This is a genomic window from Streptomyces radicis, assembly GCF_003626575.1.
Lineage (GTDB): Bacteria > Actinomycetota > Actinomycetes > Streptomycetales > Streptomycetaceae > Streptomyces > Streptomyces radicis.
This window is the reverse complement of sequence record NZ_RBDY01000057.1, coordinates 1-13647: the sequence shown is the minus strand read 5'-3', so window position 1 is coordinate 13647 and position 13647 is coordinate 1. Positions and strand designations below refer to the sequence as shown.

Annotated in this window: 8 protein-coding genes, 1 pseudogene and 1 CRISPR repeat array; of the genes and pseudogenes, 2 read left to right on the top strand and 7 right to left on the bottom strand. The window is 68.6% G+C overall.

From position 1 onward, the window contains the following. Positions 1–342: 342 nt before the first annotated feature. A complete protein-coding gene (locus tag D7318_RS32095; protein ID WP_120700773.1) occupies positions 343–867 on the bottom strand; it encodes a hypothetical protein in 525 nt (174 codons plus the stop codon). Between the two features lie 482 nt (positions 868–1349). Here D7318_RS32095 and D7318_RS32090 point away from each other — a divergent pair, with 482 nt between their 5' ends. After that, positions 1350–2237, top strand: coding sequence for a phosphotransferase family protein (locus D7318_RS32090; protein ID WP_183091711.1), 888 nt, complete (start codon positions 1350–1352; stop codon positions 2235–2237). Positions 2238–2757: 520 nt separating this feature from the next. Here the strand turns inward: D7318_RS32090 and D7318_RS32085 are convergent. The 6 genes from D7318_RS32085 to cas1 form a co-directional block, all read right to left on the bottom strand. Continuing rightward, the gene (locus D7318_RS32085) at positions 2758–3714 is read right to left on the bottom strand and encodes a type I-G CRISPR-associated protein, Cas3-extension family (RefSeq protein ID WP_120700771.1); all 957 of its coding nucleotides are present in this window, start codon (positions 3712–3714) and stop codon (positions 2758–2760) included. Between the two features lie 7 nt (positions 3715–3721). Beyond that, positions 3722–6805, bottom strand: a complete 3084-nt coding sequence (gene cas3g / locus D7318_RS32080) for a type I-G CRISPR-associated helicase/endonuclease Cas3g (RefSeq protein WP_120700770.1) — start codon at positions 6803–6805, stop codon at positions 3722–3724. Next, a complete protein-coding gene (gene csb2, locus D7318_RS32075; RefSeq protein WP_120700775.1) occupies positions 6802–8304 on the bottom strand; it encodes a type I-G CRISPR-associated protein Csb2 in 1503 nt (500 codons plus the stop codon). The genes cas3g and csb2 overlap by 4 nt, the downstream gene beginning before the upstream one ends. 4 nt (positions 8305–8308) lie before the next feature. Then, positions 8309–9502, bottom strand: a complete 1194-nt coding sequence (cas7g, locus tag D7318_RS32070; protein WP_120700774.1) for a type I-G CRISPR-associated RAMP protein Csb1/Cas7g — start codon at positions 9500–9502, stop codon at positions 8309–8311. Positions 9503–10475: 973 nt separating this feature from the next. Next, a CRISPR array of direct repeats spans positions 10476–11682; the repeat unit is 36 nt; unit sequence GCCGCGATGGTGCCGCAGCCTGACGACTGCGGTGAG. A 168-nt stretch (positions 11683–11850) separates the two neighbouring features. Beyond that, positions 11851–12138, bottom strand: a complete 288-nt coding sequence (gene cas2 / locus D7318_RS32065) for a CRISPR-associated endonuclease Cas2 (protein WP_120700769.1) — start codon at positions 12136–12138, stop codon at positions 11851–11853. A gap of 2 nt (positions 12139–12140) precedes the next feature. Continuing rightward, positions 12141–12794, bottom strand: coding sequence for a CRISPR-associated endonuclease Cas1 (cas1, locus tag D7318_RS32060; RefSeq protein ID WP_120700768.1), 654 nt, complete (start codon positions 12792–12794; stop codon positions 12141–12143). A gap of 125 nt (positions 12795–12919) precedes the next feature. Here cas1 and D7318_RS32055 point away from each other — a divergent pair. Next, positions 12920–13240, top strand: a pseudogene (locus tag D7318_RS32055) (transposase); the annotation flags it as partial. Positions 13241–13647 lie beyond the last annotated feature (407 nt).

The following is a 13647-nucleotide window of genomic DNA, read 5'->3' as shown; positions in this document are numbered from 1 at the left end:
CTTGTGGTGAGAACCGTCCTGGCAGGGGCTTCACGTCTACCTCCAGCCGGGCCACCCAACGCCTGCTCTGACCACGTACATCGCGATCATCCCACTTCGCGAAGATTATCTCGCTGAGAAAACCTCACTGAGCCTCGATTCCCGCCCGGAATCACGACACATGTGACCGGGCATGACGAATTCGCGGCTCCGCCCGCCGAGCGGAGAAGACCTCCATTACGCTCGGCGGAGCGGGAGCCACCTTCACGTGGGCGCTCACGCAACCCCGGCACCGCCGAGCTGAACCCTCGGCGGTGCCAGCCTTATCGCCGCGGCAGCCCAACCGCCGCCAACGGCATCTCCTCACCGCACCCTGGCGTCCCCCTCCGCTCGGGCGTCGGATGCGGGGGCGATGGCGAACCACCCCACGGGGCCCTCAACGACGCGCTTTTCCTTCAGGAGACGCTTCAGCCGCGAGCGGGTAGTCTCCACCCGCTTCACCAGGGACACGTCCTCACCAATCGCCGCTGCGATGTCCCGCACCTTCATCGCCCGTCCGGCCCCGGCCAGCAGCACCAGCATCCGCTCGCGGCCCTCCTCCCACTCAACAACTCCCAGTGGCCAGTCGGGGTCGTCTCGACCGCCCGAACCGTGACCCGCGGCACTTCCGGAAGAATTCCTGCCAGGTCCGTCCGGATCGGACGACTCCTGACGGCCGCTTCCGATACCGGCCAGCGACCGCAGAACCTCACGCGTGACATCCAGCCGGTCCAAGCGATCCTGAGCTTCCGCGATCTTCTCGCGCAGTACGTCCAACTCACCGCGCACCACGGCCTCTTCCTCATCCAGCCGCTTGAGCAGTGACGCGACCGCCGCCTCAGACTCCACCCGAACCTCCCGGCTCCTGGCACCTCTTGGGCCAAAGAACCAGACCACCGTAGGGCCGCCAGCCAGAAGATCGCAGGAGCAGACCACCAATGCCCCAAACCGACAACTCCCGCCCGTCAGACGACCGTTACCACGCCAGTGCCGACCACCCGGTGCCCATCCCAGCCCTAACGCTGCCCCCCGTTATCCCCGACTCACCGGGGACTGACGGCAGCCAGTTGGCGATCAGCCGCGGACGGCGACCAGGTCGCGGTCGAGCGTGTAGCGGCGCAGCCCCGGCAGGCGGCGTGCGAGCGAGCGACCTCCTCGGCGGACCACCGCAGCGTGCCACCACTCACCGATCGCAGAGCGCGGTAGCCTGGGGGCGTGGCGTGATCTCACCGCGGGCCGCCGGCCCCGTCCGGCCGCCGGAACCCGAAGCCGCAAGGCCGCTGCCGGTAGCCGACGGCGGCCCATCCGCTATGCGCGAGGAGATCACCCCCATGCCCCACGACACCACGCCCGACCGCGCCGACGCCCACACGGCGCGCGCCCTTCTCACCGAAGCCAACCGCGACCACGGCACCCGATTCCGCCTGACCCACCGTTTGGACGGCGGGTTCCAGTCGGGAACCTGGCTCCTGACCGACACCCATGGACAGCAAGCGGTCCTCAAGTGGAGTCCGAACACCGCGGCGGCGCCTCAGGTCCTGCACGCTGCCGATGTCGTGGCACGAGTCCGCGCCGCGGGGTACCCCACTCCGGCATGGCTCGCCGTCGGCGTCAGCCAGAGCGGATTCCCCTACCAGATCCAACAGTTCATCCCCGGCCGACCGGCCAGCCGCGTGGACGCCGGCACCGCCAGGCTGCTGATCGACCTCCTCGAAAGCCAGGCCGGCCTCGACCCCAACCCCGACCACTGCTGGTCGCAGTACGTGACCACCCGCCTGACGCACCAGCGCGACGAGATGCGGCGCGAGGTCACCGCGACCGGCCCCGCCGGGCGGGACCTGCTCGACGCCTGCGAACGCCTGCTCGCCGCCCACGAGCCCGTGACGTTGCCCACCGGCGACCTGGTCCACGGCGACTTCCGCCCCGGCAACATCCTCCTCGACGCCGGCCGCGTCAGCGCTGTCATCGACATCGAGGCCCTGGGCAGCGGCAGCAGAGTCTTCGACTACGCCACCCTCCTCTCAGCCGACGAACTCGACCCCACCGCACAACGCCTGATCACCGCGGCCGGCCAACGCGTCGCTGGACCAGGCCCTCTGGCCTGCTGCTTCGCCGTGGTCGCCCTCGACCTCGCGCTGTTCGTCCATCACCGCAACCTCCGCCGCGGCATCGACCACCTGCCCAGGCTGCGCGATCGCATCAAGGCCGTCATCCCATAGACGACACAGCGCACAGCGTCACACTCAACGAGAAGCACTCTGGAGCAGCCGGAGCTTGTCACGAGCCGAACTGCGCGGCCTGTCTGGGAAACGATCACTCAACGGGCGGGAAGCGATCTTGAACCCATCGCGATGGCGCTGGTCAGACCCACTCGTGAACACCCCCGGGGACGCCTCCGACGGTCACCAGGCCGGTCCTCCTGCGACGTGGTTCGGGAGGCAGCGTGGGGGGCGCTGCGATGGTGCTGCGGTTGCGTGGCCGCGGAGAGGCTTGTCAATTTCGTAGGTGATGAGCTGCGGTGATGTCGGAGTGCGCGACCGGTCCGTCGGTTGTCGGTCGCTGGGGTGGGATTTGGCATGATCCGGATCGGTGATTGAGTGGTTGACCTGCATGCGAGCGGTTCCCGGGTTGCGGTGCACCACCGGACCGCTCGCGGAGTCGCGGGTGTTGAGGTCTCGTGGCTGTGGTTGGTCTTCCCTCGTGGCTTTCTCCAGCAGCGACGGGTGGGCGGTGTGGTGGTCAGGGCCATGCGGGGCGGGCTGTTTGGAGTGGTCCGTCGGAGTTGCTGAGTCGGGTGCGGCGGGCGGTGTAGATGGCGATGACGCCGAGGTCGGTGAGGGCGGTGGAGGGTGGGTTGGGCTGGTAGAGGAGTGGGTGTTCCAGGAGGGTGGTGATGGCGGGGGTGGGGAGGGGCGGGTGCCAGGCGGGCCAGGTGAAGGTGCGGCCCTCGCGCGTGGGGACCCAACTGGTGGCGCCCCGGAAGTCGCCGTGCCCTGTGAGGCGAAAGTGGGCGAAGGCGTGAAGTGCGAGCCAGGTGGCGCCGGGGACGCCGTGTTGCGCGGGCTGGCCGTCGGTGTGGAGGTGGGCGGGGCCGTAGGAGTGGTGATCGAGGCTGGCGCCTGCGTATCCGGGGACGCGGATCCACGAGGTGAGGGCTGCTCGTAGGTGTTTGGGTTCTTTGCGGCAGCGGGTGGCTGCCTCTGCCCAGCTTTGGCGGAGGGTCATGCGGCCGGAGGGGGCGAAGAACGGGGTCGTGGTGGTGTAGGGGATGCCGTTCTTCTCGTTCTTGGCGTGGAGGGGGTTGACGAGGGCGGTGAACCAGCGGGCCTGGGGGGCTCCGTTGGTGCGCTCGGCGTGGGCGTATTCGGCGAGTTGCCGGTGGGCTTCGTCGAAGGGCATACGCAGGGGCTCGTTGGGAGAGCCAGGGGTGGGGTGGCGGGTGCGGGAGAGGATGCCTGGGACTACGGGGAAGGGCTCGTCCTCGGGGTCGGTGGGGAGCTGATGCTGTAGGTGGTCGGCGAGCCGGTCGATGGTGAGGGGTGAGTGGGTGTGGAGGAGCGCGGGTTGTGCCGGGCCTTGCCAGGAGAGGTGCGCGCCGGAGTCGAGCGTGTGTGTGGTGAGTTCGAGAACGCCGAGGGCGGCAAGGAAGCCGAGGGGGCTGTCTGAGAGGAGCGCGGGCAGTTCGAGCTGGTGCATGGCCGGGTCAGGTGCCTTCCTCGGAACAGGCCATGTCGGCGAGGCGGATGATGGTCTCCAGGAGAGCGAGGCCCCAGGGGCCGTAGCGGTGGTTGAGAGCGGTGAACCGGGCGTGGCCTGACCAGTCGGTGCCCATGGTGCTGGAGTTGACAGTTACGGTCTGGCCGTCAGGCATCGTGCAGGTCACTTCGACCGGGTCCGGGTCGGTCACTGGGGGCAGCAGGGGGCGAGCGTGGCCGTGGTGTGCTGCGACGAGGTGGGTGATGAGTTCGTGGTCAGTGCCGAGCGCGGTGGGTGGGGTGGTGGCGAGCCAGGTGCGGACGGCGGCGGCGCTCAGGGCTTCGTGTCGGAGTGCTTGTGGCCAGTTCGCGAGGCGTGCGGCGCGGCGGCGGGTGGCGCGGTCGGTGTGAGTCGTCGTGGACTTTGCCAGTGGTGCTTCGAGGGATTCGGCCATGAGGGCGTCGCCGCCGCACAGCATGCATTGGAATCTGGGGTGGGCTTTGCCGCAGTCGTGGGCTTCCGCGGCCTGTTGGAGGGCGGTGGCCAGGGTTTTGGGCAGGCCGAGGAGATCGGCGAAGTGGTGGGCCCGCTTGGCGACGGCCGTGCTGTGTTTGCTGAGGGGGACTTCGACGGTGAGTGAGCTGGTGTCCGGGCCGTCGTCGCTGATCCCGGCCAGTCTCTCGCCTCCTTGTTTTCCGGCCAGGGGCGCGGTCAGAAGGAGCCGGTCCGGACCGTCGATGACGATTTGGGCGGCTGCCGTGCGCGGCCGAGGAGTGGAGATCTCCCAGGACGGGACCTTCTTGAGGTGGCGGAGCCGTTCGGCGAGGCGTTGGATACTTCGTACTGGGCGTGCTCGTTCAGCGCGGGTGGCCTCGAGGAGGAGGGCAAGCAGGGCGTCGATGACAGCGGCCGGAGAAATCTCTTCCCCCTCGTCATCGGTGCCGCTGGTCAACTGCCGGGCGGCGACGGCGATGGCTGTCCGCATGGCTTCTTGTTCGGTCTCGTCCGCATTGATCTGGGATGCCAGTACCCGGGCGTCGAGTCGGGTGGTGGCCCGCGAGGCACGGGGTGGGAAGTCCCCGAGGTCGGGCACCCTGCCTCCGGTTCCGAGGCGGCCGGTGAAGCCGAACTCGTCGTGTCCGCCGGCTGCGGCTGGGAGCAGGTAGGTGCCGCCGGGAACGATGCCGGACAGGTCCGTGATGACCTCCCAGGGCTGATCGTCGTGCCCGGAGTCGCGTGGGTGCCAGCGCACCACCTCGCAGGGAAGTCGGCCCCGGCCCGCTTCGACTTCGTCTTTGCCTTCCAGATCGCTCAGTGCGCTGATGCGCTGTCCAGACAGAAAGCGCCGCAGGTAGGAAGCTGGGAGGCTGACCATCTCCTGTGCGTGTGGAGGGGGCATGACGGTACGGTTCAGCTCCGCCGCCGGGGGGAGGTCCGCCCGCCAGGCGACCTGAACGTCCGCTTCCGCCGTTGTCGCCCCGTGCAAGAGGGGGGCCAGATCCTGGTCGAATCGGCCGTAGGGGGCCGGCTGAGTACGGGCGAACGAGTCCAGCAGTGTCGCGTGCACTCGAGGGGTGGGAGGCGTCGGGCTGCTCAGGGCCTCGCGGTCTGCCTCCTCAAGGTCGCCAAGTAGGCCGGGAATGGTGGCGGGGTTGAGCACGAGTTGGCTGCTGGCGAGGTTCTGGGCCAGTTCCTTGTCGGCCGTGCCTACCGTTGGCGGGGTCGACGGGCGGCTGATGAGCCACTCCCAAGTGCGGGCCGCCGCCGCTCCGTACACGGGGATGGTGTGCTCATCTCCGCGCTTCGGGGCGTGGCAGCGCACCACGGCGACCGGAGCGCGGGCGAGCTCCCCTCTGCGATCAACGCGGCCCAATCGCTGGACGAGCGAGTCCAGGGACGCGACCTCCGTGCACAGGCCGGCGAACGAGACATCCCATCCGACCTCCACTGTCTGAGTTGCGACCACGACCAGCGGCCGCTCGCGGTGCGGCACTCTGCCGCCCGTCAACTCGCGCAGCGGTGGACTGTCCAGCAGCTGTTCGCGTTCGGCGGGGCGGCAACGGCCCGTCAGCAGAAGCGTGTCGAGGTCGCTGCGACCGGCGAGCCGCTGGTGTGCGGCGCGAGCGGCGGGGATCGTGTTCGCGACGACCCCGATCACCGGCCGCTCAACCACCTTCAGCAGGGCGTCGACAGCGGCACCCGCGGCTGTGGCGAAGGCATCCGCGGCCGTCTTCGATACCCCAGCGGCATCGATCGTGGTCACCTGCCGTTTCACGCGCAGCCGGGGCTCGGCAGTCGGGTGCTCCCAGTCGGCGGCAGGGAGGCCGAAGCTGGGCCGGTCCGGAGTCGTCCTCGCCGTGGCGGAGAGACTGACGACCTTCACCGCGCGGTCAGCCAGCGCTGGTGTGGGTGCGGCGGCCTGGTAAGCGGCGCAGTCGGAGGCGGTCGTCAGCAGCGGAAGCGCGATGTGGGCCTCGTCCACGGCGAGGAGAGCGTCCGTGCCGCACAACGCCGCATCGATCGGACGCATCCGCGCACTGGTGTGGTACCCGCGGAACAGCAGGCGACTGCCGTACTGGTCTACCGTCGCCGTCACCACTGCCGGCTGGGCCGGGGAATCCAGCCAGCGGGACGCCCAGTCGACACCTCCCCGCATGCGCACCACGTCCAACGGGCCCCCGTCGTCGCGACCTTTACATAGCGCTGAGGCGACCATGGCCAAGACGCTGCCTTCCTCCGCGCGGGCAAGGCGATCCGCCAAGCGCCGGGCGTGGTCGTGGGCCTGGTCCACGACGAGGCGGCGATCAACGACGAAGAACAGCCGGAGCGGCACCGTTCGGCTCTCCTCTCGGCTGAGCTGCCAGGCCAGAAGAAACGTCCAGATGTCGATCAGGCTGGTCTTCCCCAGCCCAGTCGGAATATCCAGGTCAGCCCACACGCCGTCCGCCGCGACCTGCCGCACGTACTCCTTCTGCCACTCGAAGGGCTGCGGCCGCTTGCCGTGTTCGCCACAGGACTCGGGGCATGCCTTGGTGCACGGGGAGTACACCTCGTCGAAGAATGCCTCGAAGTCATCCAGCTCCAGCGTCATGACGCCACCACCTGCTCCTCGCGGACAGGAAGGCACAACCCGAGGCCGAAGTTCCGCTTGCTGCCGATCAGCACCGGGCCAACAACCCGTTGAGCGAACCGGATCACCACATGCCGGCCTGGCAGCGGAGGTTCGCCTCGCTTGCGGCGGAGGGCCGAACCGGGAAGGACCGGGGCCCCGGGCAGAAGCGCCCCTTGCCGCAGGACCTCCACCCCCACCGGATCCGGGAGGCCCGCCATCGTGCAACTCTCCGCCACCGAATCCTCGATGCTATAGCCATTCCGCTTTGGGAAACGGTCGAGCACCATGGGCAGCGCGGTCGACCACACCCGCGACGGCGCCGTCCACAACTCCGGGCGGACCGTCGACCGCTGCGCCTGCACAGGCCCTGTCGCCGCTCCCACATACGAGAGCCGGGCCGGATCCCGCATGCCGGGGACCGCCAGTCGCGTCAGGCCATGGTTCGCCCGCAGCAGCACTGCCAGCAGCGCCCGACGGTGCCCCGCCTCCAACCCTCGAGGCAGCGCCACACCGACGCCGCGCAGCCGCCCGTCCGCCCGGGGCCAGCCAACGAACGGCAGCGCGAGATACGCGCACGGCCGCACACCGCTGCCGTCCGTGTGGCCATGAACCGCGGGCATGGCGCGCACGTCATGGCCGTACTCATCGAGCATGCCCATGACCTTCTCCCGTAGAGAACCGGCGACAGCCATCGTGGCCACCGGGTCCACCGAGACACCCCGGTCGAACGCGAAGGTGAGCAAATCCTCGAACGGCCCAGGAACCGCCTCCTTCGCGTCCTCCTTGACCTCTGCGGATTCCGGGACCGTACGCGGCGCGTACCGATGGGAGCGAGCATGCTGCCAGGAAGGCTGGCCCGCGTCGAAGGCAGTGCGAAGTCGCGTGAGGTAGCCGCCGTACGGGATCCGGAGATCGACCCCCCACTGTGCGAATCCCCCTGACGAAGCGCTGACCGGCTCCCACACCTGCCAACCCTCACCCGGAAGCACGGGCGTGGTCACGATCGTCGCGTTCAGCAGCACCTTCCCCGACGCCCGACCGAGATACGGCACCGACCTCGCCAAGGCCTCCAGCACCGCCCTCACCCCACCCGGGGGGTCGGCCTCCCACACGAACGCCAACTCGGGGCGCGCCAGCGACCGCTGGGGCCACGTCTTCGGCTCGGCACCATTCGCACGCCCAGGCCAGACGGCGTGCGACGGCGCCTTGTTCTTGTCGGTTACGGCGGCGTTGGTTGGCACCCAGGCCGTCCGCGGCGAGGTGGCCTCAGCCGTTTCGGCTGGGACACGTACGGCGGGTGGTGGCTGCTCCTCCAGCCAGCGCAGTGCCGCGTCCTGGACGGGATCGCCCGCGTCAGCCACTGACACCAGAGCACAGAACAGCCGTGCCGGATGAGGCGGCCACTCCGCCCCGTCCCGGCCCACCGTGGCCGCCTGGTAGGTGCCCTCCAGCAGATGCGCTTCGATCGCGAACGCCACCGTGCTACTCGCCTTCCGCCGTGCCAGCACCCGCCAGCACGAACGACTTCGCGATGGCCTTCTGCAACTCGTCCGTGGGACGAACCACAAACGGCTCTGACGGCCACTCCAGCCCCGTCGCGCGCGCCCGCTCCAGAGCGATCCGGAACAACTCCAAGGCCTCGGCCTGCGTGGACAACTCCAGGGGCTGCGTGGCAGGACGGCCGTCCCGCCCACGCATCACCCACTCCAACCGCTCCGCGACCAGCACCAGATCACAGCCCGACCTGAGCCTGATGGCGGGCGCGGCGAACGCGAGCCGATCAGCCAGCAACGCCAACGCCGCCACCAAAGCCCGCCCCGCCGCGGTGAACTCGTCACTCGCCGCCCCGAACCTCAACGACGCCAGCTGCGCCATGCTCACGGTTGCCGATCGCTGGACGGATGTCACCGTCACGCCGCCGATCCCCTCCGAGGCTGGCACCATCCCGTGCCCCAGCTCACTCAACCGGTGAGTCTTCACATTCTTCGGCGCCTTCTCCCCGTTCAGCGAGGCCCACCCTCCCTCCGGCGTCAGCCGCACCGTCTCACCCGTGAGATTGAGCGGATCCACCCGGCCCGCACCACGCACCGAGTCCAGCGGATTGAGCCCCACCATCTCCGACGTATAGGCGCGCGGAATCTTCACCTGGATACGGCGCTTACGGTGAGAGTCCCATACGCCGTACACCAAATCGGTCGGCACCCAGCGAAGGAACGCCCCCGAATCGCGAGAACTCGCGCCCCGCAACGCCGCGCCGGGCTCGGTCTCGTCGAAGGCCCGACCCGAACCCTCCACCGAGTCCCGGAAGTAGGCATCACGGGAACGATGCGGTGCCTCCAGACTGGTCATCCGGACCGGCACGCCTTCGGCCTCCGTTGCCAGCACCAAGTGCGGCACGAACACCTCACCGCGCTCCATCGCCGCGAGGAGCCCCAACTCGCAACGGTTCGCCTGCGATTGGCGCTGGTCCAACAACACGACCTGGGTGCGCTCGCCGCCAACCCACCGTTCCTCGCGCAGATACCCAGCGCCATCCGTAGCGGCGATCTTCACGGTCGGAGGAAAGACAGGGGTGCCAACCCCCGCGGTCGGCTCATACTCCGCCGACACCCGCACGGCCCCATCCGCCGACCGCAGACTCGCCGCTGCCAACAGCCGCTCGTAGATGTGCTTCAACTTGCTCTCCCGGACACTCGAAACCAACGGACGCAGCGAGTACAGCACCTGCCACTGACAGTCATGGTCGAGATGCGGGAGGTAGCCCGATGGCCTGCACTAACAGGTGCTGAGGGCGGCCGCGAAGTAGACTTGCCAGTCGTAGAGGCGGGGGCGTCTCAGGAAGACGCCCCCGACCAAACAGAGGATCCGGGCGCGGTCAGCCGCGCACCAGGTCAAGGGCAAATTGACCGACGGTCGCGAGTGCTGCCAGAGCTGCGAGCACAGCTAAGGACCGCGCCCGGAACCTCCTCCTCCGATCTTGTGGATCGTCTTCGTCTTCCACACGCTCACCCCTCTCCGGGCATCCGAACTTGCCGATGGGCAACCCCAGTTGCACTGAGGCGCCGTGCGGCGTCAGCGTAGCATCGCCAGCATCACCGGAGGGTGATGGAAGTTCCTTATGGCTCTATCCTCAGGAGCGCGCCATCCACTGAATTCCCCTCGCGAACCGGGGGGTCAGGCAAGGCCGGCCAATTGGAGACGGATGTAAGGTCTCGACGAGCCTGATGCCGCAGCCAAGGCTGCGGTAGCGATGACCAGTTGGCCATGCCTGGAGCTCGCCATCCACTTCCCCGATGGTGCCGCAGCCGGAGCCTGCGGTTGAGCCACGCTGCGTGCCCGTGGCTAGTCGAACGTTGGCCAGGCCTTGCCCTCGGACATCATGCCTCAACGGAACTGGAACGAGGATCTGAAGTCATCAACCCGGGGTGAGCTATGGCGGATTCGTCAGGGTCTGTATGCGACGAGAAGTCGCCCGCGGTGTAGTCAGTTGATGAGTGGGTAGCGCGACGCTGCCGAGCCCGACGACTGAGGTGAGGCGTGAGTCAACCGGCCGGAGACTCACGCTCGGTGCGCGTCGCGAAGCTCTGCCATAGCGTGGTGACGGCGAATGAGACGTACGGTAAACGTGCGCAACCTCGATCCGCAGAATGCCGCGATGGTGCCGCAGCCTGACGACCGCGGTGAGAAGCCGATGGCCTCCGACCTGCGCGAGTCGGGGGCGATCGCCGCGATGGTGCCGCAGCCTGACGACTGCGGTGAGGACGTCGTGGACGCCACCGCGCCCGAGACCGTTTGGCCGCGATGGTGCCGCAGCCTAACGACCGCGGTGAGCGCCACCTTGGTGCGCAACCTCGTCAACGCCCAGCGGCCGCGATGGTGCCGCAGCCTGACGACCGCGGTGAGGCGTGCCTACCAGGGCTGGCTGACCGACCACCTGGAGGGGCCGCGATGGTGCCGCAGCCTGACGACCGCGGTGAGGGATGCCGAGACCCTACAAATGCGCGCCACAATCGGTGCCGCGATGGTGCCGCAGCCTGACGACCGCGGTGAGTACCGACGGCAGCCCGCGCGAGTCGGACGGGTTCTGGCCGCGATGGTGCCGCAGCCTGACGACCGCGGTGAGCATCACCGAGCGGGTCACCCGCTACGACAGCGTCAGGGCCGCGATGGTGCCGCAGCCTGACGACTGCGGTGAGCCCGCCAGGTGCGCAACGTGCCCGGTGACCCGGTCGAGCCGCGATGGTGCCGCAGCCTGACGACTGCGGTGAGGCGCCCGTTCCCTGGGCGAACGCGCCGCCGCCGAACTCCGCCGCGATGGTGCCGCAGCCTGACGACTGCGGTGAGGGCGGTCTCGGGGTCGAACCGGCTCAGGAGGTTCTGCCGCGATGGTGCCGCAGCCTGACGACTGCGGTGAGCCGCCCCCGAGGGAGGAGGAAGCGCGACGCACCCGCCGTGCCGCGATGGTGCCGCAGCCTGACGACTGCGGTGAGCCGTCCCGGCATGGGGCTGATCGTGATCAGGTCCTTCGGCCGCGATGGTGCCGCAGCCTGACGACTGCGGTGAGCCGACGTCCACCGCTGCTCGGTCATGATCGGTCTCCTTCGCGCCGCGATGGTGCCGCAGCCTGACGACTGCGGTGAGTTCGTCACTCCGGGCATGCCGAAGTACCGGAGTCACGCCGCGATGGTGCCGCAGCCTGACGACTGCGGTGAGGCGGTAACCGCTCTCTTCTACCGCATCGCCTCAGGGGCCGCGATGGTGCCGCAGCCTGACGACTGCGGTGAGTTTCCGACTGGCGCGAGGTGGTCCGGGAGACGGGTGCCGCGATGGTGCCGCAGCCTGACGACTGCGGTGAGGGCTTGCTGGATTTGCGGGGGCTGACCTGGGGCGTTGTGAGTCTATGCGAGCGGTCCGACAAACGGATGCCGGAGCGGTCCCCTTGGTGGCGACCGCAGGGGGTGACTTGGGGTCTGACCTGGGCGCGAGTGCTCCCCAGCCGGGAGTGCACCACCGGACCGCTCGCGTTACACGATGGTGGGGCCGCCGTCTGGTGGTTCCAGCTGGCGGGTGCCGAGGAACTGGAAGCGTGCCAGGTCGGTGGCGCCCAGGTCGATGATGACGATGGAGTCGACGGCCTGGTTCATGCGGCCGGAGAGTTGTTCGATCATACGGATACGTTCGATCTCGCTGAGGTCGCAGAGGAAGACGGAGTACTGCAAGGGGTCGCCGAACGCCTTCATGGTCTTGTGGACGGCACGGAGCCGTTTGGGATGGCGGACATCGTAGGTGACCAGCAGGCGGCGGCGGGGCATGGCTATCGTGTCCGGAAGGGGACGTAGGCGGGGACTTCGCCGAGGAGGTAGGCCGCGAAGAGGCGGACTTGGACTTCGAGGGCGCGGCGGTAGCTGATCGTGTAGCCGAACTCGGGATGTCTGATCTCGGTGGACAGGCGGCGCTCATAGGCGCGCAGCACCGTGCGTCGTCCGGCGTCGGTCAGGGCGACACCGATGCCTCGTCGCACGAAGTCGCTCTCGGCGATCTCGCCGTTGTTGATCAGAGCGATGACGACCGACTCCGCCAGGAGAGGGCGGAACTCTTCCATCAGGTCGAGGGCGAGTGCGGGTCGGCCGAACCGGGGGTGGTGGTAGAGGCCGATGTACGGGTCAAGGCCAACGCTGTAGCAGGTTGCCGTCAGGTCTTTGGAGAGGAGGGCGTAGCAGTAGGACAGCAAGCAATTGAGAGGGTCGAGCGGGGGACGGCGGGTGCGTTGCAGAGGACCGGCAGCGGCGAATGTCGTGCGTGCTTCGGGGCGCAGCATGTCGGTGAAGCGCGCGAAGTACAGGCGGGCTGCCGTGCCTTCGACACCGAGGAGTTCGGCGGTCGACGAGCAATCGCTGGCCTGACGGGCGAGTGCGGTGAGGTTTGGGAGGACGTTGGCAACGTCCTCCCGGGCGTTTCGGCGGAGCAGGGTGCGGCTGTTGGGGGGAAGCCGAAGCCACGGAGAAGGTAGCCATCTCCAAAGCGGATCAAGCCCGCGAGCACGCCCGCGCGTGGGAGGTCACTCTGCAACTCGCAGAAGCGATCCGGGTGCCGCGACTGGGACGCGGGCGACCACGCAAGCGCCCGGGACGAGTGCGGGCCGACAAGGCGTACGACTCCCGCAGGAATCGGGCCTACCTGCGTAGACGCGGAATCAAGGCCACTATCCCGATCCCCGCGGACCGAGTCCGCAACCGCCAGAAACTCGGGTCCCGAGGCGGCCGGCCACCGAAGTTCGACCCCGAGGACTACAAGCAACGCCACGCGGTCGAATGCGGGATCAACCGCCTCAAGCGACACCGGGCCGTCGCCACGAGATTACGACAAGCTCGCCGTCCGCTACGAAGCGACCGTGCTGGTCGCAGTCCTCAATGAGTGGCTGTGACCAGCACTTTCGCAACAGACCCTAGTGGGCGCGCTCGTTCGCGCACTGCTCGGAGGGGCGGCGGCCCTGCCGCGAACCCTAGTCGCGAATCACGAATGACGCTAGGTTTTCGCTGCGCGGCTCGCCGTCGCCGCATGTTCAAGAAGGCCCATGCCGGCGCTTCGCCGGCCGCCCGTCAGGGCTGGTGGATCCCTTGGTATCCGTCTCGATCCCGGCGTTCCGCGGTCTCCGCTCGTCGGGTAAGGCCTCGTGTTATCGATAACTATTTCTTAGCCTCGATCTTTCGTGACGGTCCGTCGGTTTGCCCGCCGGGCCGTTTCGGTTGTTCGGGTTGGTGGCGGGCAGGGTGATGGCCCGGTTGTCGCGTCGGGTGGGCGCCGGGTTCCACGGCTCCGGT